At 67.7% G+C, this 24,638-nt stretch carries 21 protein-coding genes; 6 read left to right on the top strand and 15 right to left on the bottom strand.

Annotation, left to right across the window (positions count from 1 at the left end; translation table 11 throughout):
* Window positions 1-15: 15 nt before the first annotated feature.
* The 6 genes from G0D83_RS29900 to G0D83_RS29875 form a co-directional block, all read right to left on the bottom strand.
* Window positions 16-3,405, bottom strand: coding sequence for an efflux RND transporter permease subunit (locus tag G0D83_RS29900; protein ID WP_164198247.1), 3,390 nt, complete (start codon window positions 3,403-3,405; stop codon window positions 16-18).
* A 4-nt stretch (window positions 3,406-3,409) separates the two neighbouring features.
* Complete coding sequence (locus G0D83_RS29895; protein WP_164198245.1) at window positions 3,410-4,882, bottom strand: efflux RND transporter periplasmic adaptor subunit; 1,473 nt, start codon at window positions 4,880-4,882, stop codon at window positions 3,410-3,412.
* A gap of 108 nt (window positions 4,883-4,990) precedes the next feature.
* Window positions 4,991-5,533 carry a molybdenum cofactor biosynthesis protein B gene (moaB, locus tag G0D83_RS29890; protein WP_164198243.1) on the bottom strand — a complete coding sequence of 181 codons (543 nt, stop codon included), beginning with the start codon at window positions 5,531-5,533 and terminating at the stop codon, window positions 4,991-4,993.
* 51 nt (window positions 5,534-5,584) lie between these two features.
* Entirely contained in the window at window positions 5,585-6,124 is a 540-nt protein-coding gene (locus tag G0D83_RS29885; protein WP_203595188.1) for a hypothetical protein, read from the bottom strand.
* 44 nt (window positions 6,125-6,168) lie between these two features.
* The gene (locus G0D83_RS29880) at window positions 6,169-6,963 is read right to left on the bottom strand and encodes a uracil-DNA glycosylase family protein (RefSeq protein WP_164198241.1); all 795 of its coding nucleotides are present in this window, start codon (window positions 6,961-6,963) and stop codon (window positions 6,169-6,171) included.
* A 98-nt stretch (window positions 6,964-7,061) separates the two neighbouring features.
* On the bottom strand, window positions 7,062-7,484 hold the full coding sequence (locus tag G0D83_RS29875; RefSeq protein WP_108969493.1) for a Fur family transcriptional regulator: 423 nt from the start codon (window positions 7,482-7,484) through the stop codon (window positions 7,062-7,064).
* Between the two features lie 166 nt (window positions 7,485-7,650).
* Here G0D83_RS29875 and G0D83_RS29870 point away from each other — a divergent pair, with 166 nt between their 5' ends.
* The 4 genes from G0D83_RS29870 to G0D83_RS29855 are packed head-to-tail and all read left to right on the top strand — an operon-like array spanning window position 7,651 to window position 11,142.
* A complete protein-coding gene (locus tag G0D83_RS29870; protein ID WP_164198240.1) occupies window positions 7,651-8,571 on the top strand; it encodes a metal ABC transporter substrate-binding protein in 921 nt (306 codons plus the stop codon).
* Window positions 8,568-9,461 carry a manganese/iron ABC transporter ATP-binding protein gene (locus G0D83_RS29865; protein WP_304610683.1) on the top strand — a complete coding sequence of 298 codons (894 nt, stop codon included), beginning with the start codon at window positions 8,568-8,570 and terminating at the stop codon, window positions 9,459-9,461. The genes G0D83_RS29870 and G0D83_RS29865 overlap by 4 nt, the downstream gene beginning before the upstream one ends.
* The gene (locus G0D83_RS29860) at window positions 9,458-10,312 is read left to right on the top strand and encodes a metal ABC transporter permease (protein WP_164198237.1); all 855 of its coding nucleotides are present in this window, start codon (window positions 9,458-9,460) and stop codon (window positions 10,310-10,312) included. The genes G0D83_RS29865 and G0D83_RS29860 overlap by 4 nt, the downstream gene beginning before the upstream one ends.
* Window positions 10,309-11,142 carry a metal ABC transporter permease gene (locus tag G0D83_RS29855; protein ID WP_164198235.1) on the top strand — a complete coding sequence of 278 codons (834 nt, stop codon included), beginning with the start codon at window positions 10,309-10,311 and terminating at the stop codon, window positions 11,140-11,142. The genes G0D83_RS29860 and G0D83_RS29855 overlap by 4 nt, the downstream gene beginning before the upstream one ends.
* A gap of 10 nt (window positions 11,143-11,152) precedes the next feature.
* Here the strand turns inward: G0D83_RS29855 and G0D83_RS29850 are convergent, their stop codons facing one another.
* The 7 genes from G0D83_RS29850 to G0D83_RS29820 all read right to left on the bottom strand — a co-directional run bounded on the left by G0D83_RS29850 (window position 11,153) and on the right by G0D83_RS29820 (window position 19,838).
* A complete protein-coding gene (locus tag G0D83_RS29850) occupies window positions 11,153-12,196 on the bottom strand; it encodes an L-idonate 5-dehydrogenase (protein WP_203595686.1) in 1,044 nt (347 codons plus the stop codon).
* A gap of 177 nt (window positions 12,197-12,373) precedes the next feature.
* Entirely contained in the window at window positions 12,374-13,987 is a 1,614-nt protein-coding gene (locus G0D83_RS29845) for an ABC transporter ATP-binding protein (protein ID WP_164198233.1), read from the bottom strand.
* Window positions 13,980-14,798 carry an ABC transporter permease gene (locus G0D83_RS29840; protein WP_108969504.1) on the bottom strand — a complete coding sequence of 273 codons (819 nt, stop codon included), beginning with the start codon at window positions 14,796-14,798 and terminating at the stop codon, window positions 13,980-13,982. The genes G0D83_RS29845 and G0D83_RS29840 overlap by 8 nt, the downstream gene beginning before the upstream one ends.
* On the bottom strand, window positions 14,795-15,754 hold the full coding sequence (locus G0D83_RS29835; protein ID WP_164198230.1) for an ABC transporter permease: 960 nt from the start codon (window positions 15,752-15,754) through the stop codon (window positions 14,795-14,797). Before G0D83_RS29835 ends, G0D83_RS29840 begins: the two co-directional genes overlap by 4 nt.
* Window positions 15,755-15,764: 10 nt before the next feature.
* Entirely contained in the window at window positions 15,765-17,354 is a 1,590-nt protein-coding gene (locus G0D83_RS29830) for an ABC transporter substrate-binding protein (RefSeq protein ID WP_164198229.1), read from the bottom strand.
* 109 nt (window positions 17,355-17,463) lie between these two features.
* Entirely contained in the window at window positions 17,464-18,921 is a 1,458-nt protein-coding gene (locus G0D83_RS29825; protein ID WP_164198227.1) for a carnitine 3-dehydrogenase, read from the bottom strand.
* On the bottom strand, window positions 18,918-19,838 hold the full coding sequence (locus tag G0D83_RS29820) for a 3-keto-5-aminohexanoate cleavage protein (protein WP_164198500.1): 921 nt from the start codon (window positions 19,836-19,838) through the stop codon (window positions 18,918-18,920). The genes G0D83_RS29825 and G0D83_RS29820 overlap by 4 nt, the downstream gene beginning before the upstream one ends.
* 172 nt (window positions 19,839-20,010) lie before the next feature.
* On the opposite strand from G0D83_RS29820, the gene G0D83_RS29815 reads away from it, so the two are divergent.
* A complete protein-coding gene (locus G0D83_RS29815) occupies window positions 20,011-20,958 on the top strand; it encodes a GlxA family transcriptional regulator (RefSeq protein ID WP_235940427.1) in 948 nt (315 codons plus the stop codon).
* On the opposite strand, the gene G0D83_RS29810 is transcribed toward G0D83_RS29815, so the two are convergent.
* On the bottom strand, window positions 20,943-21,821 hold the full coding sequence (locus G0D83_RS29810) for an alpha/beta hydrolase (RefSeq protein WP_164198223.1): 879 nt from the start codon (window positions 21,819-21,821) through the stop codon (window positions 20,943-20,945). The genes G0D83_RS29815 and G0D83_RS29810 overlap by 16 nt on opposite strands.
* A gap of 248 nt (window positions 21,822-22,069) precedes the next feature.
* On the opposite strand from G0D83_RS29810, the gene G0D83_RS29805 reads away from it, so the two are divergent.
* Window positions 22,070-23,032 (top strand): Gfo/Idh/MocA family protein, encoded by a 963-nt coding sequence (locus G0D83_RS29805; RefSeq protein WP_164198221.1) that lies wholly within the window; start codon window positions 22,070-22,072, stop codon window positions 23,030-23,032.
* 85 nt (window positions 23,033-23,117) lie between these two features.
* Here the strand turns inward: G0D83_RS29805 and G0D83_RS29800 are convergent, their stop codons facing one another.
* Window positions 23,118-24,593 carry an inorganic phosphate transporter gene (locus G0D83_RS29800; RefSeq protein ID WP_370457350.1) on the bottom strand — a complete coding sequence of 492 codons (1,476 nt, stop codon included), beginning with the start codon at window positions 24,591-24,593 and terminating at the stop codon, window positions 23,118-23,120.
* Window positions 24,594-24,638: the final 45 nt, after the last annotated feature.

Genomic DNA, 24,638 nt, shown 5'->3' with positions numbered 1-24,638 from the left:
GGGACGCGCAGGGCGCTACGCCCCTGCCCGGCCCCGCCGCAGCGCCATCGCGAGCACCGCCACCCAGACCAGCCCCAGCAGCAGCGCCACGCCGCAGACAAAGAGCAAGAAGCCCGCGACTGGCCCGGGTAGCCCGTCCAGAACGGGAAGCTGCAACGCCTCGGGCAGCACGCCTTGGACCAGAAGGCTGCCCATCGTGGCCGCCAGCCAGCCCAGCACCAGCGCGCCGAGACCCAGCACCAGCGCCCGCACACCGCCGTGGCGATGCCGCGCGCCTCGGCGGGCCGCCGCGATGCGCCGGGCGATGTCATGCTGCGCCGCCAGCAGCGCCGGGACCACCAGCAAGACCAGCAGCATGCCGAAGCCGAGCCCGTAGACCAGGGTGATCACCGTCGGCTTGAGGAACTGCGCGTCCGAGCTGCGCTCGTACAGCAACGGCGCGAGGCCGAGCACCGTGGTCGCCGTGGTCAGGAACACCGGCCGCAGGCGGTCCGAGGCGCCGTCGATGATCGCCTGGAAGATACCGCGGTCCGGCGCGTATTCATCGATCTGGCTGACCAGAACGATGGAATCGTTGATAATGATCCCGGTCATGCCGAGCAGCCCCACCACGGTGAACATCGACAGCGGAACATCCCAGAGCGCGTGGCCGTAGATCGCGCCGACAAGACCGAAGGGGATCACCGCCATCACCACCAGCGGCCGCGTCCAGCTGGCAAACACCCAGGCCAGCACGAGGTAGATGCCAAGCAACACCAGCACGAGGCCCGCGCCTGCGTCGGACAAGAAGTCCCGCTCATCCTCGGCAAGGCCGGAGACGCGATATTCGACCTGTCGCTCGGCGGCGATGCCGGGAAGGATCTCGTCCTGCAGCGCTTTCATGATTTCGGCGGCACGCTCGGCATTGTCCTCCGAGATGTCTCCGGTGACCGAGACCGTGCGCAGGCCGTTCTCGCGCCGCACCGTGGAAAAGCCGCTGGTGCGTGCGACCTGGACGATGTCGGCGAGCTGTACGTAGGCGCCCTGCGGCGTGCGGATCTGCGTGCGCTCGAGGAAATCGGCGGTCTGCTCGCTTTCCGGCAGCTCGACCCTGACCTCGGCACTGCGCGGTCCCACGGGGAAGGTCGCCGCCTCGATGCCGCCGATGCGATGCCGCAGCACCGCGCCAAGATCATCCACGGTCAGCCCCAGCGCCTGCCCCTGCGGGGTCAGCTCGAGCACGAGCTCGTCCTTGTCGTAGGAAAGGTTGTCCTCGACCGCCGAGACTTCCTGGTAGCGCAGCACGGCGGTCTTCAGATCTTCGGCGGCCCGTTTCAGCGTCGCCGCATCGGCGCCGTAGAACTGGACGTCGAGCGCGTCACCACCCGGTCCCGAGCGCCAGCCCCGGAAGCTGAGCACCTCGAGCATCGGCATCTGCGCGACCCGCTCCTGCAGGTCCGCGACGAACTGGAAGCTGGAATAGGGGCGGAAGTCGGGCTCGATCAGCTCGATCGAGATGGCGCCGAGCTGGTCCGGTTCCTTGTTCTCGGCCTCAGCCAGCTCGCGCCCGGAGTTACCGCCGATCTCGGCGATGACGTAGTCGAGCGGATTGCGGCCGAATTTCTCTTCGTACTCGCGGCCCAGATCCTCTGTGGCGCGCTGCAGCTCGCGCATCTGCGCGAGCGTATCGGCGCGCGTGGCCCCCGGCGCCATGGCGAAGTTTCCGCTGACCGAGGGCTGCTCGGGCGAGTTGAAGAAGCGCCAGACCACGTCGCCGCGGATGAAGCTCGCCGCCTGCGATGCAAGCAGGAGCACCGCCGCCGCAAGCACCACGTAACGGGCCGCGATCACCCCGGCCATGAACGGGCGGAACAGTGTCTCTCGGACCCAGCGGAAGCCACGGTTCACCATCCGCGAGGGCCAGTCGTACCAATGGTGCTCGGTCGATTTGGCGATGGCATGGGCCATGTGGTTGGGCAGGATCAGGAAGCACTCGACGAGGCTCGCGATCAGAACCACGATCACCGTGAAGGGGATGTCCGAGATCATCTGCCCGAAGCGCCCGCCGATGGCGGTCAGCCCGAAGAAGGCAATGACCGTGGTCAGCGTCGAGCTGAACACCGGCAGCGCCATGCGCCGGGCGGCGGTCTCGGCGGCCTCGACCGGCGACAGGCCGCGCCGGCGGTGCAGGTGGTCGGCATGCTCGCCCACTACGATGGCGTCGTCGACGACGATGCCAAGGGTGATGATCAGCGCAAAGAGCGAGATCATGTTGAGCGTCAACCCCGAGGCATACATCAGCGCGAGGGCCGCCAGCATCGCGGTTGGGATCCCCGCCGCCACCCAGAGCGCGGTGCGCGCGTTCAGGAAGAGAAACAGCAGGCACAGCACCAGCGCCAGCCCCGACAGCCCGTTGTGCAGCAAAAGGTCGAGCCGGTTGGTGATCGCCTCGGCGCGGGTGCGGATGAGATCGACGGTGGTGCCCTCGGGCAGCACCGACTGAAACTCGCGCGCCACCTCGGCCACCGCGGCCTGTATCTTGATCGCGTCGCCATCCGCCGAGCGATCGACCCGGACCGAGATCGCCGGATGGTCGCCGACGTAGTAGGCCCTTTGGCGGTCGATCCCCTCCTCGCGGAGCAGCGCCACGTCGCCGACTGTCAGTTTGGTGCCGTCAGGCTCGGATCGCAGCACGATGGCCGAGATGTCGCGCAGCGCGCGCTTCTCGACCCCGGCGCGGACCCGGGCATTGGCGCCGCTGACATCGCCCGCCGGCGCGGCATCCACCTCGGCAGAGATCGCCTCGGCGATCTGCTGCATGGTGATGTCGTAGCCGAGCAGGTTGGCGGTGGGCACCTCGACGATGATCTGCGGCGCGGCGACGCCGCGGATGGTGGTGCGGGTCACCCCCTCGGCGAAGAGCCGCACCACGAACTCGTCGGCAAAGCGCCCGAGCTGGTCCACCCCGACCGGCCCGGTGATCACCACATCGGTCACCCGGTCGCGCCATCCGCCCGAGGTCACCTGAGGGTCATCCGCCTGCTCGGGCAGGTTGTCGACGGAATCCACCGCCGTCTGCACGTCGTCGAGCGCCTTGGCCATGTTGTAATTGGGCTCGAACTCCAGCTCGATCCGCGCCGAGCCCTCGCGCGAGAGGCTCTCGGTCGCCACCACGCCCTCGACCGCCAGCAGCGTCGGCTCGAGCAGCTGCACGATGGCGTTGTCGATATCCTGCGCCCCGGCGCCGTCCCAGTTGACGCGCACGTCGATCTCATCCTCGATCACGTCGGGGAAGTACTGCGCGCGCATGTTGGGCACAGCGAGCAGCCCCGCACCGATGAGCAGCACCAGAAGCAGGTTGGCCACCGTGCGGTGGCGGGTGAAGTAGCTCAGCAGGCCGCTGGCGGTTCCGGGGATGTGCCGCATCGGGTCAGCCTCCCATCCGCGCTTCGAGCCGCTCGATCACATGGGCGGGAACCATCGCCTCGGAAAGTTGGGCGAGCAGGCGCTGCTTGGCCTCGGCGGGCATGCGGTCGTTGCCCTCGATGAAGGCGACGAGCCGCGCGCGGCGCTCTTCGGTCAGCTCGAGCATGGCGGCCTCGGCCTGAACGTCGGGGCCGGTTGGGCCGCTGCTGGCCTCGGTGTTGAGCGGGCGCACCTTGATCCCGGCGCCCAAAAGCGGCGTGCGCTCGGCAACGACCATCCGCCCGTCCAGCGCTGCCCGGACAAGCACCTCATCGCCCTGCCGGCGCAGCAGCTCGACCTGCACCGCTTCGAGCCGTTCGTCCGCGCCGAGCACCAGCACATCGCCCGCCGGTCCAAGCGCCGTGGCAGGCAGCAGCGCCACCTGCTCGAGCGGCGGCTCGGCGATCTTTACGGTGACGAAATCGCCGGGCTTGAAGCCGCGGGGCTCTTCCAATGCCGCAAAGAGCAGGCGACCGGTCTGCCCTTCGCCCACCGCCGCGCCCTCGCGGATCAGCGTGCCCGCGCTGCTCACCGAGGCGCCGTAGAAATCCAGCGTCACCGTCACCGGCAGCTCGCGCGGCTGGTCCGAGGCGTTGAGCAGCTGCAGGTACTGTTGGGTCGACACGCGGAAGGCAACTTCCAGCGCCGTGGGGTCGACCAGCGTGGCGAGCTGCTCGTTGGCCGAGATCCGGCGCCCGGCGACCACCGAGACATCCTCGAGCTGGGCGTCGAATTCGGCGCGGATTTCCGTCTCGTCGAGCCGCCGCTGCGCTTCGTCGAGCGCGATATGCGCACGGGTGAGCGCGGTGGTGCTCTGGTCGACCCGCGCCTCGCTCAGGGCCACGGCCTGCCGCCGGGTGACCACCGCCTGCCGTGCCGAAGAGGCCGAAAGCTCGGCCTCTTCCACAAGCGCCGAGGTGCCGACGCCGCGGGTCTGCAGATCGGCCTGACGTTGATAGGCCCGTTGGCGCAGCGCCGCTTGCTCCTCGGCGGCGGCCAGCGCGTCCTTCTCCAGCTCGACCGCGCGGATCGCTTCGCGGCGCTCGGCCTCGGCGTCCTGCAAGGCGCTCTGCGCCCGCTCCAGTTCGGCCTGCATGTCAGCCGGATCGATGCGCGCCAGAAGCGTGCCCGCGGCGACCCGCCCCCCCTCGACGAAGGCAGGCGCAAGGTCGATCAGCGTGCCGCCCACGGCGCTGCGCAGTTCAAGGCTCCGGCGGCTCTGGATTTCGCCAAAGGCGGTCATCTCGGGAACCACTGTCTCGAGCCGTACCGGCACGACGTTCACCGCGAACACCCTCTCGCGGGCCTGCGGGATCTGCGGCGTGTCTGCCAGACGGGTCTGCACCGCGTCGCGCACAAGGATCCCGGCCCAGGCCAGCAGGCCCAGCGTCAGCGAAAGAAGAAAGAGCCCGACTAGGCTCCGGCGAAGAAACCGCATGTGATCGTCCCGCGAAATGGAGGGGCGGCGCCCCTCTGTCTGGCTGCATTCAGCTTACGCCCGATGCCCGGCGCAATCCAAGTCGTCACGGTGATACGCGGGATCGTATCATTTCCGCCGTTTGTGTTCCTCAAGACGCGGAAAAATCTCGACGAAATTGCAGGGCATGTGCCGGTAGTCGAGCTGCCAGCGCAGGATCTCGTCCCAGGCGTCCTTGCAGGCGCCGGTGCTGCCCGGCAGCGCAAAGAGATAGGTGCCGCCCGCGACCCCGCCCGTGGCCCGCGACTGTACTGCCGAAGTGCCTATTTTCTTCATGGAAACCATGGTGAAGACGGTGCCGAAGGCCTCGATCTCCTTTTCGTAGACATCGCGGTGCGCCTCGACGGTCACGTCGCGCCCGGTGAGCCCGGTGCCGCCGGTGGAAATGATCACATCCACCTCTGGGCTGGCGATCCAGGCGCGAAGCTGGTCAGAAATGGCGGCGCGGTCATCCTTCACGATTGCGCGATCGGCCAGCAGGTGACCGGCATCGGTCAGCCTTTGCACCAGCGTGGTGCCCGAGCGGTCCTCATCCGGGCCGCGGGTGTCGCTCACGGTCAGCACCGCGATGCGGACAGGGATGAACTCTCGGGTTTCGTCGATGCGGCTCATGCAGGCTCCGTCAGGACTGGGATCACAGGGGTCTCGCCGTCAGCCATAGCGTCACGGGCAGGGCTCCGCCACAGGCAGACGCGGCACGGCGAAAATATGGGCGAAGCGGCGGGCTGCCGCATCGGTGGCAAGGCTGCGCGCAAAGCGCACCCAGTCGGCCTCGGTCTCTGGCTGCGGACAGGTGCCGCCCTGTGCCAGCCGCGCCTTGGCCAGCGTCGCAGCCAGCGCATCCTCGCGCTCGTCGTCCGAGAGCGGAGGATAAGTGTTCTCGGCGGCAAATCGCGCGGCGCGCAGGAGGAGCGTGGCCAGCCGGTCGCGCTCGGCTATGGACAGCAGATCGGGGCAGAGCTGCACGGCGGCCGTGATCTCGACCAGCCGTGCCAATGCGCAGCCGGCAGGGCCATGGCCGCTTTGATCCTCTGCGCGCACCCCTTCGCCGTCGCGGCGAGTGAGGATCACCGGGCCAGGCAGTTCGAGGATTTCGAGCCCCGGAGATGGCTCCTCGACCTCGGAGGCGTGAACGCGGAAAAGCGCGATGTAGTCGGGGCTGAAGCCATCGGCACGAGCCCCGGTTGCAAACGCAAGCAGCAACGCACAAACGGCCCCGGCACTGATGCGCCCGGCCCGCACCGGCCTCACCCCAGCGCCTTGAGCTTGGCCTGAAGCTCAAGCAAGTCGCCCCAGGCCTCGCGCTTCATGGCGGGCTGGCGCAGCAGGTAGGCCGGGTGGAACATCGGCATGGCGGGGCGGGCCTCAGCCTCGGTCCACTTGCCGCGCAGACGGGTTATGCCGCGTTTGCCGAGCAGCGCATCGCAGGAGATATTGCCCATGATCACCAGAAGGTCGGGATCGGCCAGCTCGACGTGCCGCGCCAGGAAGGGCTTCATCATCGCGATCTCTTCGGGGCGCGGGTCGCGGTTCTGAGGCGGCCGCCAAGGCAGCACGTTGGTGATGTAGACCGAGCTTGATCGGTCGAGGCCGATCGCCGCCAGCATCCGGTCGAGCAGTTGCCCGGCCCGCCCGACGAACGGCTTTCCCTGCAAGTCCTCTTCGCGGCCCGGCGCCTCGCCGACGATCATCACCCGCGCGCCGGGGACTCCGTCGGAGAAGACAAGGTTGCGCGCGCCGCGCTTCAGCTCGCAGTGCTCAAAGGCGTCCATCGCCGCGTGCAGCGCTTCGAGGCTGCCCGCGCCCTGTGCGGCCTCCGTCGCAAGTTGCACCGGGTCCGGCCCGGCGGGCGCGACCATAGGTGCGGGGGCCGCGCCGCGCTCGGGTTGCGGCGCGGCAGCAGGTTGCGCCCGCGCCGCCTGCTCCGCCGCTTCCAGCGCAAAGCGGTCAACAGGCGCTTCGCCGATCGCCTCGTCGGCGCCCAGCTCAAGCTGCCAGTCCAGCGCCGCGCGCGCCCAATGCCAATCCATGCCCGAATCCATATTCAGACACTACCCGAGCGCGTGGGCAGAGCAAATCTCCCCCAGGGGCATCTTTCGGAAAATCCTCGTGAAAGCCACGCGGGACAGATGCGCAGCCCTCAGGAGCGCGGCTTTTTGCGCGCGCGGATCAGCGTGTTATGGCTGATGATCTCGTAGCCCAGCCGTTCCACCAGCTCGCGGCGGAGCCGCTCGATCTCGGCGCTCTCGATCTCGATCACCTCGCCGGTGTCGACGTCGACAAGGTGATCGTGCTCGGCGGCGGGCGTGACCTCGAAGCGCGCCGACTCGTGCTCGAAGCTGAGCTTGCGGATCAGCCCCGCCTCCTCGAGTGCCGCCAGCGTCCTATACACCGTGGCAAAGGAGACCGAGCCATCGATCGCCTTGGTCCGCGCGAAAAGCTCGTCAGCGTTCGGATGGTCCTCGGACTCCATGAGCACGGACATCACGATCATGCGCTGCTGCGTCACGCGCAGCCCCGCATCGCGCAAGGCCTGGGCAAAATCGGTCGAGACCGCAGTCATGGGCAACTCCTGTTCAGGCCAGTTTGATATCCCCGGTCCGGCAACGAGGCAACCACGCCGCGGCGGGAAGGCGGCACTGCACACATAAATGAGAACGACTCTCATCTACCTTGACTTCTGCGAATGCCTCGCATTTACATTTCTTGAAACGCCCCGAGGAGACCCCATGCCCGCCAAATCTCTGCTGTCGACTGCCCTTGCTACCCTTGGCCTGCTCATCGCCCAGCCTGCCGAAGCAGCAGAGAAGATGAAGGTGGTCACCACGTTCACCGTGCTCGCGGACATGGCGGCACAGGTCGCCGGGGAGGCCGCCGAGGTGGTCTCGGTCACCAAGCCCGGCGCCGAGATCCACGGCTACCAGCCCACCCCGCGCGACATCGTGCGGGCGCAGGGGGCGGACCTGATCCTGTGGAACGGGCTGAACCTCGAACTGTGGTTCGAACAGTTCCTGTCAAACCTGCGGGATGTGCCCTCGGTGACCCTCTCCGACGGCATCGACCCGATCCCGATCTCGGCGGGGGCCTACCAGGGAAAACCCAATCCGCACGCCTGGATGGGGCTTGAGAACGCGCTGATCTACATCGACAATATCGAGCGCGCCTTCGCCGAGCACGACCCGGATAACGCCGCGACCTATGCCGCCAACGCCGAGGCCTACAAGGCCGAGCTTCGCGCCACGCTCGAACCTCTGCGCGCGCGCATCACCGCCATTCCCGAGGCGCAGCGCTGGCTGGTTACCTGCGAGGGCGCCTTCAGCTACCTCGCCCGCGATTTCGGAATGAAAGAGCTTTACCTCTGGCCGATGAACGCCGACCAGATGGGCACGCCGCAGCAGGTGCGGGCCGTGATCGACGGGGTCACCGACAACGACATCCCCGTGGTGTTCTGCGAGAGCACCGTCAGTACCCGCCCCGCCGAACAGGTGGCGCGTGAGACCGGCGCGGCCTATGGCGGCGTGCTCTACGTCGACAGCCTGTCGGAGCCGGACGGCGCGGTGCCGAGCTATCTCGACCTGCTCGCCGTCACCTCGCGCACCATTGCCGACGGACTCGAGGCGGGGCTCGAAACGCAGAAGGCCGGACGATGACCGCGTTGGAGGCCTCCGTGGCGGACACCGCCTCGATGGACGGCATCCGCGTCGAGGATGTCACCGTCACCTACCGCAACGGCCACACCGCCCTGCGCCGCGCCAGTTTCGAGATCCCGCGGGGTACGATCACCGCATTGGTCGGTGTCAACGGCGCGGGCAAATCGACGCTGTTCAAGGCGCTCATGGGCTTCGTGCCGGTGGCTCAGGGTTCGATCAGCCTGCTCGGCCAATCGGTGAAAGAGGCGCTGAAGCACAACCTCGTCGCCTATGTGCCACAGTCGGAAGAGGTCGACTGGTCTTTCCCGGTTCTGGTCGAGGATGTGGTGATGATGGGCCGCTATGGGCACATGGGCTTCCTGCGCCGCCCGGCAAAGGTCGATCACGTCGCCGTCGAAGCAGCGCTCGCCCGCGTCGGCATGACCGATTTCCGCCAGCGCCAGATCGGCGAGCTCTCGGGCGGTCAGAAAAAGCGCGTCTTCCTCGCCCGTGCATTGGCACAGGAGGGACAGGTGATCCTGCTCGACGAGCCCTTCACCGGCGTCGACGTGAAGACCGAGGAACAGATCATCGCCCTGCTTCGGGAACTCAAGAACGAAGGCCGGGTGATGCTTGTCTCGACCCACAACCTCGGCACGGTGCCCGAGTTCTGCGACCGCACGGTCCTGGTCAAGGGCACGGTTCTGGCTTATGGGCCGACCGAGACCACCTTCACCCGCGCCGCGCTGGAAGAGGCCTTCGGCGGGGTGCTGCGGCATTTCACCATCGAAGGGGCGGAGCTGCACGACGATGCCGACCCCCGCCGCCTGTCGATCCTCACCGACGACGAGCGCCCGCTGGTGCGCTACGGCGGCGAGACCCGCCGAGCGAAGCGGGAGGAGACGGAATGAGCCTGCTCGAGCCTTTCTCCTATGGCTACATGACCAACGCCATGTGGGTGTCGGCACTGGTTGGCGCGGTCTGCGCCTTCCTGTCGAGCTATCTGATGCTCAAGGGCTGGTCGCTGATCGGCGACGCGCTCTCGCACTCGGTCGTGCCGGGCGTCGCCGGGGCCTACATGCTCGGCCTGCCCTTCGCGCTCGGCGCCTTCATCTCGGGCGGACTGGCGGCGGCGGCGATGCTATTGCTCTCGGACCGCTCCGGACTGAAGAGCGACGTGATCATCGGGCTCATCTTCACCAGCTTCTTCGGGCTCGGCCTCTTCATGGCCTCGGTGAACCCCATGGCGATCTCGATCCAGACCATCACCATGGGGAACATTCTCGCCATCACCCCGGGAGATACGCTGCAGCTCGCGATCATCGGGTTTGTCTCACTGACGGTTCTGCTGGCCAAGTGGAAGGACTTGATGGTCGTCTTCTTCGACGAGGGCCACGCCCGCTCCATCGGGCTGCGGCCGGGGCTTCTGAAGGCGCTCTTCTTCACCCTGCTCTCGGCCTGCGTGGTTGCCGCGATGCAGACCGTCGGGGCCTTTCTGGTGATCGCCATGGTGGTCACCCCCGGCGCCACCGCCTACCTGCTCTGCGACCGCTTTCCCCGGCTCATCGCGACCTCGGTGGCGATCGGCACGGTGACCAGCTTCGCCGGCGCTTATCTCAGCTATTTCCTCGACGGGGCGACCGGCGGGATCATCGTGCTTCTGCAAACTGCAATCTTCCTGCTGACCTTCACCTTCGCGCCCAAGCACGGCCGGCTCGCCGCCCGCCGCAAGGCGAAGGCCGCGCTGGAGGAGGCGGCATGAGCGAGACCCTGCTCGCCCCCTTCCAGTTCCCCTTCATGCAGAATGCATTCCTGATCTGCGCCATCGTCGCCATTCCCACGGCGCTGCTCTCATGCTTCCTCGTGCTCAAGGGCTGGGCGCTCATGGGAGACGCGATCAGCCACGCCATCCTCCCGGGCGTGGTGCTGGCCTATATCCTCAACCTGCCGCTGATCCTCGGGGCCTTTGGGGCGGGCATGGTCACGGCGCTGGCCACGGGTTTTCTCGCGGGCAACAGCCGCGTCAAGCAGGACACGGTGATGGGCGTGGTCTTCTCGGGCATGTTCGCGCTCGGCATCGTGCTTTACACGCAGATCCACACCAATGTGCACCTCGACCACATCCTCTTTGGCAACATGCTGGGCGTGGGCAGGGAGGACCTCTGGACCGCCGGGCTGATTTCCCTGCTGGTGGCCGGCGCGCTCTTGCTGAAATGGAAGGACCTGCTGCTGCACGCCTTCGACCCGGCGCAGGCGCGGGCGAGCGGGCTGCCTGTGGGGCTGCTGCACTACGGGCTGCTGACGCTGATCTCGCTGACCATTGTGGCGACGCTCACCGCCACCGGGCTGATCCTTGCGGTGGGGCTGTTGATCGCGCCGGGGGCCATCGGCTTTCTGCTCGCGCGCAGCTTCGGGAAGATGATGCTGGCCGCCTGCGCCGCCTGTCTCTTGGCGATGCTGGCGGGAACCTACCTCAGCTTCTTCCTCGACAGCGCCCCTGCCCCCACGATCATCTTGATCCTGACGGCGATCTTCCTCTTGGCCTTGGTCCGGCGCGGGATCCTCACGCGCCGGGCCTCGGCTCAATTCTGATCGCCCGGGATCAGGGCTCGGGGAAGGCGATCTGCACCTTCATCGCGCGGCTCTTGTCGGCGGCAAGCTCGAAGGCCTCCTGCGCCTGCGCGACCGGCAGCACCCCGGTGAGGAGAGGCTTCACATCGAGCCGCCCGCTGTCGATCAGCCGCGCCGCCGTGGCGAACTCGGGATCGAAGCGGAAGCTGCCCATCAGCCGCAGCTCCTTGGCAACGATGACGGTCATCGGCAGCGGCGTCTCGGGCCCGAGGCCGACGGTCACCATGGCGCCGCGCGGGCGCAGGATCGAACAGCCCGCGACCACCGCCGCGGGGGCGCCCGAGCATTCGAAGAGCACATCCACCTGCCCCTTGCCGGCCTGCAGCGGCTCGAGCGCGCCCTCCTGCGCCGCAAGGTTGATCACCCGATCCGCGCCCATGATCCGCGCCACCTCCAGCGCCGCTGCGGAAATGTCGGTCGCCACGATCTCCTCGGCCCCCGCGAGCCGTGCCGCCGCGATTGTCAGGCAGCCAATGGGACCGCAGCCCGAGACCGCCACGCGCTTGCCGATCAGGCTGCCCGCCTGTGCCACCGCGTGCAGGCAGACCGCCAGCGGCTCCGACATGGCGGTAAGCGCGAGATCGGCCTTGCGCGAGAGCCGCACCGCCTGCCGGGCGGGCAGCGTCAGCTGGGCGCGGAAGAACCCCTGCTCGTGCGGGACGCGCATGGCGGACCCGGCAAAGCGCATGTCGAGGCAATGGTTGGCCATGCCGCGCAGGCAGTATTCGCACTCGTTGCAAGGGCGCGAGGGGTTGATCGCCACGCGGTCACCCTCCGACACCCCGCTGACCCCCGCGCCGAGATCGGTGACGATCCCCGAGACCTCGTGCCCCAGCGCCATGGGCTCGCGGATGCGGATCGTGCCGAAGCCACCGTGCAGGTAGTAATGCAGGTCCGAGCCGCAGATGCCGCCATGGCTGACCGCGATGCGCACCTCGCCGGGACCGGGCGCAGGGGCGCCCTGCAGGGTGTCAAGCCGCAGGTCCTTCGGGGCATGGATGACGACGGCCTCCATCAGCGGGTTCCTATGCTGGCGGGCATCGCGGGTCGGGTCATGGGGTTCTCCTTCTCGGCGCGTCCGGCGCCTTTCCTTGGCGACAAGCTAGACGGGCGACAGGAGAGGTTTCAAGGCGAAACGCAGTGTGCCGCGCCCGCAGGACGGGCACGGCGACACCGGCGCGCCGGCAAGCCCTCAGCGGGACGTCGCCTCTTCCATCCAGCCGAGGCGCATCTCCGGCACCGACTTCAGCAGCATGTCCGTATAGTCGTCGAAAGGCGGCGCCAGCACCTCGGACTTGGCGCCGTAGCGGACCAGCCTGCCGAGGTGCATGACGGCGATCGTGTCGGCAATGGCGCGGACCGTGGCGATGTCATGGGTGATGAAGAGATAGGAAACCTGCTCACGCGCCTGTAGATCGGCGAGCAGCTTGAGGATGCCTTCGGCGACCAGAGGATCGAGCGCGCTGGTCACCTCGTCGCAGATGATCAACCTCGGCTTGGCCGCCAGCGCGCGGGCGATGCAGACGCGCTGCTTCTGCCCCCCCGAAAGCTCGGCGGGATAGCGGTCGATGAAGTCCTCACCCAGCTCGATCTGATCGAGCAGTTCGATCACCCTGCGCCGCTGCTCGCGGCCCCTCATGCCGAAGTAGAAGCGCAGCGGCCGCCCGATGATCGTGCCCACTGTTTGGCGCGGGTTCATCGCGACATCGGCCATCTGGTAGACCATCTGCAGCTCGCGCAGGTCCTCGCGGGTGCGGCGCCTGCGCTCGGCGGGGAGCACGCGCCGGTCGAAAGTGATCTTGCCCGAGCCGGGCGGCAGCAGACCGGTGATAACCCGCGCCAGCGTCGACTTGCCCGAGCCGGACTCGCCGACGACGGCCAGCGTGGTTCCCGGCTGGATCGCCATATTGATGTCGCTGAGCACGTCGCGGTCCATGCCGCGATAGCGTGCGGTGAGCCCCTCGATCTCGAGCACCGGCGGCTGCTCGGTGATCTTCTCCTCGTGAACCTTGGCGGTGACCGAGACCAGCGCCTTGGTATAGTCCTCCTGCGGGGCGGTGATGATTTGCCTGGCTGTGCCGTATTCTACCGTCTTGCCCTGACGCAGCACCATGATGTCGTCCGCAATCTGCGCCACAACGGCGAGGTCATGGGTGATGTAGAGCGCCGCGACGCCCTGCTCGCGGATCGCCGTCTTGATCGCCGCCAGAACGCCGAGCTGGGTGGTCACGTCGAGCGCGGTGGTCGGCTCGTCGAAGATCACCAGATCGGGCTCGGGACAGAGCGCCATGGCCGTCATCGCGCGCTGCAGCTGCCCGCCGGAAACCTGGTGCGGATAACGGCGTCCGAAACTTTCCGGCTCGGGCAGGCCAAGCTTGCGGAAGAGCTCTACAGCGCGCGCCTCGGCGACGGCGCGGGTGGCCCGGCCATGGCTGACGCTGGCTTCGACCACTTGGTCCATCAGGCACTTGGCGGGGTTGAAGGCGGCGGCGGCAGATTGCGCGACATAGGTCACCTCGGCGCCGCGCAGGCTTCGCAGGGTGCGGCCCGAAGCCCCGCGGATCTCGCGCCCGTTGAGCACGATTTCCCCGCCGGTCAGCTCGATGCCGCCACGTCCGTAGCCCATGGCCGAAAGGCCGATGGTCGACTTGCCCGCCCCGGACTCACCTATGAGCCCCAGCACCTTGCCCTTTTCGAGCTCGAGCGAGACGCCGTCGACGATGGTGATGCGCCGTGGCGCCTCTCCCGGGGGCTGCGCCGTCGCCTCGATCTTGAGATTGTCGATGCGCAGAAGCGGGTCAGCCATTTCGGCCTCCTTTCAGCGAGGAGGTGCGGTCGAGCACCCAGTCGGCCACGAGGTTGACGCTGATCGCCAGCGCCGCGATCGCCACCGCGGGCAGAAGCGCCGCGGGAATGCCGTAGACGATACCGTCCTTGTTCTCCTTCACGATGCCGCCCCAGTCGGCGGCGGGCGGCTGCACTCCGAGCCCGAGGAACGACAGGGTCGACACGAAGAGCACCATGAAGATGAAGCGCATGCCCGCCTCGGCGACCAGCGGCGAGAGCGCGTTGGGGAGGATCTCGCGGAAGATCGTCCAGGCGCGCCCCTCGCCGCGCAGCTCGGCCGCCTCGACGTAGTCCATCACCGCGATGTCACTGGCAACGGCGCGGGACAGGCGGAAGACGCGGGTCGAGTCGAGCAGCCCCATCACGAGAATGAGCACGGGAATGGTGACAGGCATCACCGAGAGGACCACGAGCGCGAAGATCAGCGTCGGGATCGCCATGACCAGATCGACGAAGCGCGACAGCAGCTGGTCGACCCAGCCTCCGATGACCGCGGCGAACAGCCCGGCGATGGAACCGGTGACGAAACTGACCACGGTGGCCGCGCTGGCGACGAGGATGGTGGTCTGCCCGCCCCAGATCAGCCGCGACAGCAAATCGCGCCCGATGTTGTCGGTGCCGAGCAGGAAGGCGCCGGAGGCTGGCTCCCAGACGTCGCCGACAACCTCGCTGACGCCGTAGGGCGCGATAAGCGGGGCGGCGATGGCGCTGAAGAGGAAGAGCGCGGTGATGACAAGCCCGATCAGGGCGGGAATGGGAACACGGCTCATTTGGGGTGCCTCAGTCTTGGGTTCGCCAGGATCGACACGATGTCCGCGACCATGTTCAGGACGATGTAGACCGCCGCGAAAATAAGGCCGCAGGCTTGCACCACCGGCACGTCGCGCTTGGAGACGTGGTCGACGAGGTATTGGCCCATCCCGGGGTAGACGAAAACCACCTCGACCACGACGACGCCGACGACGAGATAGGCCATGTTGAGCATGACCACGTTGACGATCGGCGCAATGGAGTTCGGGAAGGCGTGGCGCCAGATCACCGCGGAGCGGCGGATCCCCTTCAACTCGGCGGTCTCGATATAGGCAGATTGCATGACGTTGAGCAGCGCCGCGCGGGTCATGCGCATCATGTGCGCCAGAACCACCATGACCAGCACCGCGACTGGCAGCGAGATGGCGTGCAGCTTCTCCAGAAGGCTCATGCGGTCGTTGAGCATAGCCACCGAGGGCGCCCATCCGAGTTGCACGGCGACATAGTACATCAAGATGTAGCTCATCATGAACTCCGGCACCGAGATCGCCGAGAGCGTCGCGGCCGAGATCAGCTTGTCCGGCCAGCGGCCGCGGTAGAGCACCGAGACCAGACCCAGGATGATCGCCAGCGGCACCGAGATCAGCGCGGCCCAGGAGGCAAGGAAGAGCGTGTTGCCCAGCCGTTCCGAGATCGCGCCGGCGATGTCGCGGCCATTGCTGAGCGAGGTGCCGAGATCGCCGTGCAGGATCCCTGCGAGCCACGTGACGTAGCGCTGGGTGGCGGGCACGTTGAGCCCCAGTTCCTCGCGCAGGTTGGCAAGGGATTCCGGCGTGGCGGTCTGGCCGAGGATCGCCTGCGCGACATCCCCGGGGAGGATTTGCGTGCCGAGGAAGATCATGATCGACACGAGGAATATGAGCAGCAGACCCAGCGCGATACGCTGGGCCACAAGTTTAGCGATGTAGGCGTTCATGCGGGCGGCCTCAGGCCAGCCAGCACTTGTGCGGGGCCAGCCCGTTCATGAGTTCCAGAACGCCGCTCTCTTCCCAACCCCGGATCTGGTCGCTCACGCCCTCGATGAAGTCGTTGAACATTGGGCAGATGAGCCCGCCCTCATCGGCCAGGATATCGGCCATCTCACGGTAGAGCTGCCTGCGCTTGTCCTGATCCAGTTCGCCGCGGGCGGCGATCAGCTTGGCATCGAAGTCGGCATTGTCGAAGCGGGTGTCGTTCCAGTCAGCGGTCGACAGGTAGGCCGTGGCGTACATCTGGTCCTGCACAGGGCGGCCGGACCAGTAGGATGCGCAGAAGGGCTCGACATTCCACACGTCCGACCAGTAGCCGTCATCGGGCTCGCGGCTGATCTCGAGCGGGATGCCGCAGGCGCGCGCGCTTTCCTGGAACAGCTGCGCCGCGTCGACCGCGCCCGGGAAGGCGCCGTCAGCGGTGCGCAGGATGATCGGGCTGCCGTCGTGACCGGACTTGTCGTAGTATTCCTTGGCCTTCTCGGGATCATAGGTGCGCTGCGGGCGGGTGTCGTCGAACAGCGGGTAGGACGAGTTGATCGGGATGTCGTTGCCGACCGTGCCGTAGCCCTGCAGGATCTTGTCGACCATCTCCTCGCGGTTGATGGCGTATTTCAGGGCCATGCGCAGGTCGGCATTGTCGAAGGGCGCGGTGTCGCAATGCATGATGAAGACATAGTGCCCGCGACCCGCCACGCTCTTCACCTCGAGACCCGGCGCGCGTCCGAGCAGCCCGGCCACCTTCGGCGCGACCTGGTTGATGATGTGCACCTGGCCTGACTGCAGCGCGGCGTTGCGCGCGGTGCCGTCGTTGATCACGGCAAATTCGACGCCGTCGAAATGGCCGCGGCTCTCGTCCCAATAGTCCGCGAACTTTTCGAAGGTGTAGCGCACGCCCGGCTCGGCCTCGACCACGCGGTAGGGTCCGGTGCCGATGCCCGCGGCGGGGTTGTCGCGGCCGCCGTTCGGCTGGATCACCAGGTGATAGTCCGACATCAGGTAAGGCAGGTCGGCGTTGGCATCGGCCAGTTCGACGATGAAGTTACCTTCCTCGACGCGCATGCCGGTGATGCCCTTCATGATGCCGAGCGCACCGGACTGCGAGTCCTCGTCCGAATGGCGGCGCATGGTTTCCAGCACGTCCTCGGCGGTCAGATCGGAGCCGTCGTGGAATTTGACGCCCTCGCGGATCGCGAAGGTCCAGGTCTTGGCGTCGGGGCTCGAGCTCACATCCGTCGCGAGACGCATGTCCAGCGAGCCGTCCGGGTTCACGTCGAGCAGGGTCTCGCCAAAGGTCCGGGTGACGTTGAAGGCCACCTGTGCCAGCGCCATCGCCGGATCGAGAGATTCCGTGCTCTCGCCGCCGCCCAGGCCCATTTTCAGGATGCCGCCCTTGACCGGCTCCTGCGCCAGCGCGGCGCTGAACGGGACGCTGCCCCCGATCAAAGCGCCAAGGCCGAGCACAGAGGCCCGGCCCAGCAGAGTGCGGCGCGAAAGTCCCTTGCGGGCGAAGCGCTGGTAGGTCGATGTCTTGGTCTGGTCGGTCATCATGTACCCCTGTTTCTTGCTTTCAGTTTTTATTGCGGACCCGTCTCCGGGAGGGGGCCCGTCGTTTCCGTTTGGTCGCTTCCTAATACCAATCCCCGGATTTCTCAACTTATCCGCCGGACGGGCGCTCTCCGACGAACCGTCCGGCCCCCGTGCTCTCGATCTGCGCATGTTTTTCCGCCAAGGCGGCCAGCGCCTCTGCGACGGGTTGAGCCGGCAGGCTTGAACGCCGCGTGGAGAGATCCGTGTGCAGCAATAGCACCTCGATCGTGGCCGCGAGCGCGTCATCCCCGCGCCAGAGCCGGTGGAAGAGATGCATCTTCTTGCCCGTGCCCTGCAGGATCTGCGTGGTGACGGTGATCCGCTCGCCCGCGCGCACCTCCTCCAAGTAGCGGATGTGGCTCTCGACGGTGAAATAGCTGCGGCCTGCGCTGATATAGTCGGCGCCAGCCCCCACCATCTCCATCAGCCGGTCCGTCGCAAGCGAGGCGGCCTCGAGATAGTGGGTCTCATTCATGTGCCCGTTGTAGTCGGTCCAGCAGGCAGGCACCTGCCGCCGAGCGGTGACCGGCAGGCCGTCCTTGGTGCCGGTTTGCCCGATATTGGTTTGCCCGAGCGCCGCCTCGTGGCTGGTGACCACGCCCCCCGCCCCGGAACCGCTGCGCTTCAGCGCCCGCAGCATGCCGACGATATTGTCGTCGCGCAGCCGCTCGAGCTGGCGGATCGACATGTGCCCGGATTGCGCGTCCGACTGGCCCGCGATGAGATCGACCAGCTCGGGGGTGAACTCCGGCACGTCCATCAGCTTGGTCCAGGGCCAGGAAAGCGCCGGGCCGAACTGGGCCATGAAGTGCTTCATCCCCGCCTCGCCTCCGGCGACGCGGTAGGTCTCGAATAGGCCCATCTGCGCCCAGCGGATGCCAAAGGCCATGCGGATGGCCTCGTCGATCTCCTCGGTGGTCGCAACCCCGTCTTTCACCAGCCACAGGCTCTCGCGCCAGACAGCCTCGAGCAGGCGGTCGGCAATATGGGCGTCGATCTCCTTGCGCAGGATCAGAGGGAACATGCCGACCGAGCGCAGGATCTCGGTGGCGGGACCGATGCGCTCGGGCAGGCCGACCAGCTCGACCAGCGGCAGGAGGTAGACCGGGTTGAACGGGTGAGCGACGATGGCGCGCGCCCCTTCCGCATTCAGTTCTGAGGGCTTGAAGCCCGAGGTCGAGGAACCGATCACCGCAGTTTCCGGCGCCAAATCCGAGAGCGCCCCCAGGACCTTGTGCTTGAGGGCGAGCTGTTCGGGCACGCTCTCCTGCACCCAGTCCACCCCGGCCACCGCATCGGCCATGTCGCCATAGAAGGTCAGCGCGCCTTCCTCCGGCAGCGCTCGGTCGTAGAGCCCGGGCAGCGCGCGGCGGGCGTTGGCAATCACCTCGGAGAGCTTGCGTTCGGCCTCGGGGTCGGGATCGAAGACGTTCACGTTCCAGCCATTGAGCAGGAAGCGCGCGGCCCAACCGCCGCCGATGACCCCTCCGCCGACGATGGCGGCGGTCTTCCGGGCCGGGCTCATGCCATCACCTTCGGCGCGCGCTTCACCAGGCCGAGCCGGGCGCGGACCTCCTCAGGGCCGACCACACGCGCGCCCATGTTCTCGATGATCGAGGCCGCGCGCTCCACGAGCTGCGCGTTGGTCGCGAGTTGGCCCTTGCCGAGCCAGAGGTTGTCCTCGAGCCCGACACGGACGTTGCCGCCCGCCAGCACCGAGGCCGCGACAAACGGCATCTGGTCCCGACCGAGGCTGAAGGCCGACCAAGTCCACTCCTCGGGCACCGCGTTCACCATGGCCATGAAGGTGTTGAGATCGTTCGGTGCGCCCCAAGGCACCCCCATGCAGAGCTGCACCAGCGCGGGGCTGGTCAACACGCCCTCGGCGACAAGTTGCTTGGCGAACCACAGATGGCCGGTGTCGAAGGCCTCGATCTCGGGCTTGACGCCGAGCGCGGTCATCATGCCGCCCATGGCGCGCAGCATGCCCGGCGTGTTGGTCATCACGTAATCGGCCTCGGCGAAGTTCATGGTGCCGCAGTCGAGGGTGCAGATCTCCGGCAGGCATTGCGCGACGTGCGCCAAGCGCTCACTGGCGCCGACCATGTCGGTGCCGATGGCCTTGACCGGAAAGGGCGCCTCGGTCGAGCCGAAGACGATGTCGCCGCCCATGCCGGCGGTGAGGTTCAGCACCACGTCCACCTCGGCGTCACGGATGCGCTCGGTGACCTCGCGGTAGAGCGCCGGATCGCGCGCGGGCGCGCCGGTCTCGGGGTCGCGCACATGGCAATGCACCACTGCGGCACCGGCCTTCGCGGCGTCGATCGCGCTGCTGGCGATCTGCTCGGGGCTGCGCGGCACATGCGGCGAGCGGTCCTGCGTGCCGCCAGAGCCGGTCACCGCACAAGTGATGAAGACCTCTTTGTTCATCGTAAGAGGCATGAAGAACTCCTGATATTCCTGCGGCGGCAGCCAGGTCATCGCCCTTTCAAAAGGGGCGGAACGCCTCGTGATCGGGCGCACATCCGACTGCCAATCGCGCGAAGAATACCTCGGGACTCCCCGGCAAAATGTACCTATTGTGACAAAATATGTTCCAAATATGCCTTCAGCGATGAAAAGCGTCACCCTCCTGCTCTACGACGGCTTCTCCAACATGGTGCTGTCGTGCCTTCTGGAGCCGCTGCGAGCCGTCCGTGACCAGGGTGCGGGCGGGCTGTCATGGCAGATCGTCACGCCCGATGACGGGCCGGCGCGCAGTTCGAGCGGGTTGAACATCTCTCCAGATGCGGCCATTGCCGACTGCGACCGCTGCGATTTGCTGATCGTGGTCAGCGGCTACGGCTACCGTGAGCATGCGCGGCCCGAGCGCCTGGCGCCGCTGCGCCGGATGACCCGCGGCGCGCGGGCCATCGTCGGAGCCGACACCGGCAGCTGGCTGCTGGCCGCGGCCGGCCTGCTCGATGATCAGGGCGCCACAATCCACTGGGCGGTCCTCGCCGAGTTCGCCGAGGCCTTCCCGAAGATCCAGCCGAGCGATGCGCGTTTCGTGCGGGGGCCGCGGGTCTCGACCTGTGGCGGCGCCTCGACTGCGCTCGAGCTGATGCTTGCGATCATTTCCGAGCAGTTCGGCCCGGCGGATGCCTTCCTCGTCTCGACCATGTTCGTGCATGACGCCGAGCGCCAGCAGCGCAGCGGGCGCGGCGCGAACTGGCTGGTGGGCAAGGGCACTGCGCGGCTTCGCAAGATCGTCAACCTGATGGTCGAGACCACCGAAAACCCCCTGCCCCTCGAGGATCTGGCGCAGCGCGCCGGGCTGACCCGCCGGACCCTCAACCGCCTCTTCCAGGCGGAACTGGCGATGTCGCCGGGGCGCTACTACCAGCTCATGCGGCTGAGCCACGCCCGCGAGCTGGCTTCAGGGACCGACTACGACCTGCGCGAGATCGCCCTGCGCTGCGGCTATTCCAATGCCTCGGCGCTGAGCAAGGCCTTCCGGCTGGCCTTCGGCCACCCGATCCGCAAGGCGCGCGCGCCCCGTCCGCGTCAGCGCGAGAGCTGAACCAACGCATACACGATCTGCGAAAAGCTGGTCCGCGCACGATCATTCACATCGCGCGCGCGCAGCCAGCCATGCACGAGCCCGGCGTGGCTCTGCAGATGCACCTCGGCTCCCGCCTCCCGAGCCGCCTTGGCATAGCGCAGCGCATCATCGTGCAGCGGATCGCATTCGGCCGGGAACAGCCATGTCGGCGGCAGCGTTGAGAGCGCCCCCTTCGCCGGGACGAGGCGCGGGTCCTCGGGATCGCCGCCAAGGACCTCTCGGTAGGTGCCAAGATCACGTGTGCTCAGCAGCGGCGCCTCGGCGTGCTGCACACAGCTGCCAGCCTCGTGCGGGAAGCCAAGACCGGGGTAGATCAGAACCTGCCCACGCAGCCCGAGGTCCGCGCGCGTGCCGCTGACCGCGGCGCAAAGCGAGGCCCCGGCGCTGTCACCGCAGAGGATCACCGGCCCCGCCGCGCAACAGGCCTCGACGACGCCGACCAGATCCTCATGGGCGGCCAGCCCCGGGTGCTCCGGCGCCAGCCGGTAGTCGACCGAGACCACCCGGCAGCCGGACCGCTGCGCCAGCTCGGCACAGACATCATCGTGGCTCTCGAGCCCGCCCAGCACGAAGCCGCCGCCATGCGCGTAGATCACCGTCACCGGCGACACCTCGCCATAGAGCCGCACCGGCACGCCCCTGATGTCACGGTCCGCCACGGAAAGTCCCTCTGGTCGCCCCCGGTGGAAATGCGCCGCCATCCGGTCGTAGACCGCGCGCTGCCTCGGCCAGTCGCGGGGGTCCAGATCCTCCGGGTAGAAGGCGAGGGTCTCGTCGACGAAGGCGATGATCTCGGGCGACAGGTAGCTGCGGTAGTCCATGGGGTCTTCCTCTCTCTGGCGGTCTCCCGGCCCGGCGTCCGGGGCGCGCAAGGGCCCTAGCCGATCTTCCGCCCGCTGCAAACCCGCGCGCGACGCGGCGCCGCAACACCTGCGCGATTGCCGTGCGCCGCTCTGGCCTCTGCTTCAGAGGCGTGCGAGGAACCCGGGCTGGTGCCTCGCGCCGGGCGCAGAGGCCGCGCCGGGCGGGCACCGGGGCACAGACCTAGACAGCAGGAGCAGGTGGGATCATGGCAGTGAGAACGGCAATCATCGGGCTGGGGATCATGGGGCGGCGGATGCTGGAGCATATGCAACTCCATGCGGGCTACTCCGTCGTGGCGATGTGGGACCCCTCAGCCAAAGGTTGCGCCGCGGCGCAGGCGCTCGCGCCGGAGATCCCCGTTGCGGCCAGCGCGGCCGAGGCCATCGCCGCCGCCGATCTGGTCTACCTCGCCTGCCCGCCAGAGCCGCGCATGGCCTACGCGCTCGACGCGGCTGCCGCGGGCAAGGCGGTCTTCCTCGAAAAGCCGCTCGGCGTCGATCTCACCGCGAGCGAGGAGTTGGTGGCCAGTCTGCGTGCCAGCGGTGTGCCCGCAGCGGTCAACTTCACTCAGGCCGCCGGCGCTGCTCTGAGCAACATCACCGCCGCGGCGCGCTCGGGCGCGATGGGCGATCTCGCGGGCGTCGACATGGTGGTCACCTATGCCGCCTGGCCGCGCGCCTGGCAGCAGGCCGCCGACTGGCTGCGTTTCCGCGCCGAGGGCGGCATGACGCGTGAAGTGCTTTCGCATTTCCTGTTCTTCAGCCAGCGCATCCTCGGCCCGCTCTCGGTGGTCTGGGCGCGCCCCTCCTACCCCTCCGATCCGGCGCTCTGCGAAACAGCCCTGCTCGCCCGCCTCGAGACCGGGGCCGGCGTGCCGGTCTCGATCCTCGCCAGCACCGGCGGCGCCCAGGAAGACCGGCAGGAATTCACCGTGAAGGGCAGCAAGGCCAGCCACCGGGTCACCAACTTCTCGGACGAGGCGGTCTCGACCGGCGGCGCCTTTGTCACCGTTCCCTCGGCCGCAGGCGAGCCGCGAGCCGTCGCGCTGCGCGCCCAGCTCGACGACATGCTGCTCTGCGTCGCCGGCAAACCGCACCGTCTTGCCACCCCGCAGGAGGCGCTTGACGTGCAGCGGCTCGTCGAGGAGATGCTGCGCGGCACGCCCTGAAACAACAACAGGCCCCGCAGTGCGCGGGGCCTTCCTCAGATCTACCGTACTTTTCGCGCGACGAGCCCCCCCGGGTCGGGCCGTCTCAGAACCCGATGGTGCGCAGCAACAGGAAGCAGGCCGCCGAGAGCAGCGCCGCCGCAGGAACCGTGATCACCCAGGCCGCGACGATCGTCATGAAATGCGACCGGCGCACCAGCTTGCGGCGGGCGCGCTCCTGGCGCGGCAGGCTCTCGGGCGCGAGGTCGCGGTGGTACCGGCGGGCGCGGCGCTCGACGTACCACTCGCGGAAGAAACCGACCCCGAAGACACCGCCAACGGCGATATGGGTCGAGCTGACCGGAAGGCCGAGCCAAGAGGCCGCGATCACCGTCACCGCCGCCGAAAGCGCGACGCAATAGGCGCGCATCGGGTTAAGCTTGGTGATCTGGTTGCCCACCATGCCGATCAGCTTCGGGCCGAAGAGCACGAGGCCGAAGGAAATGCCGAGCGCCCCGATCACCATGACCCAGAGCGGGATCGCCACCTGCCCCGCGACGCTGGCGGACTGCTGCACGTAGACGATGGCCGCCAGCGGGCCGACCGCATTGGCCACGTCATTCGCGCCATGAGCGAAGGACAGCAGCGCCGCCGAGACCACCAACGGCAGTCGGAACAGCGTCTTGAGCGAGCGGGCGCGGTTCTCGAGCCCCTTCGACTGGTGGCGGATGAAGGGCACCGAAATCAGGCCGACGCCCACCCCCGTCGCCGCGCCGATCGCCAAGGCCGTCGGGAAGTCGATGGAAACGATCTTCTTGAGCCCTTTGAGCGCAAGATAGGTCGAGAAGGCCGCCGCCATGATCCCGATCAGCACCGGCACCCAGGTGCGGGCCGCCGCGATCTTGTCCTCGACGTAGATCACCCGCCATTTGATGAAAGCCAGCATGCCTGCCGCGATGATCCCGCCGAGCAGCGGCGAGATCACCCAGCTCGCGGCGATGGCGCTCATCGTCGACCAGTTCACCGAGCCAAGCCCCGCGGCCATGATGCCGGCGCCCATCACCCCGCCGACCACCGAGTGGGTCGTCGAGACCGGCGCGCCAATCCATGTCGCGATGTTCACCCAGATCGACGCCGCAAGCAGCGCCGCCATCATCGCCCGCACGAAGATCGCCGTGTCGGCAAGCCCAGCCGGGTCGATGATCCCCTTCGAGATGGTCGAGACCACGTCGCCGCCCGCGATCAGCGCGCCTGCGGTCTCGAAGATCGCCGCGATGGCGATGGCCCCGAGGAGCGAGAGTGCCTTGGCCCCCACCGCCGGGCCCATGTTGTTGGCCACGTCGTTGGCGCCGATGTTCAGCGCCATGTAGGCGCCGAAGGCGGCGGCCACGACCACCGCGAGACTCTGCGTCGCTCCGCCTGTGAGGATCGCGGCGGCCACCGCCGCGAGCGAGACGAAGACCAGGCTGATCCCCACGCCGACCAGCGGTCGCGAGGCATGCATGGTGGCCTCTTCAAGACGCGCGAGACGGTTCAGGTCCTTGTCGAGCGTCTTCCACTGAGGCGTGGTGTGTTCGGTCACGTTGAATGTCCTTGAATCCAGGGGGCCGGCGGGACCCTGCGGGGC

It is taken from the genome of Salipiger sp. PrR003 (genome assembly GCF_010500785.1).
GTDB classification, from domain to species: Bacteria; Pseudomonadota; Alphaproteobacteria; order Rhodobacterales; family Rhodobacteraceae; genus Salipiger; species Salipiger pacificus_A.
Note: the sequence above shows the minus strand (reverse complement) of the source record. Positions and strands in the feature narration are given on the sequence as shown.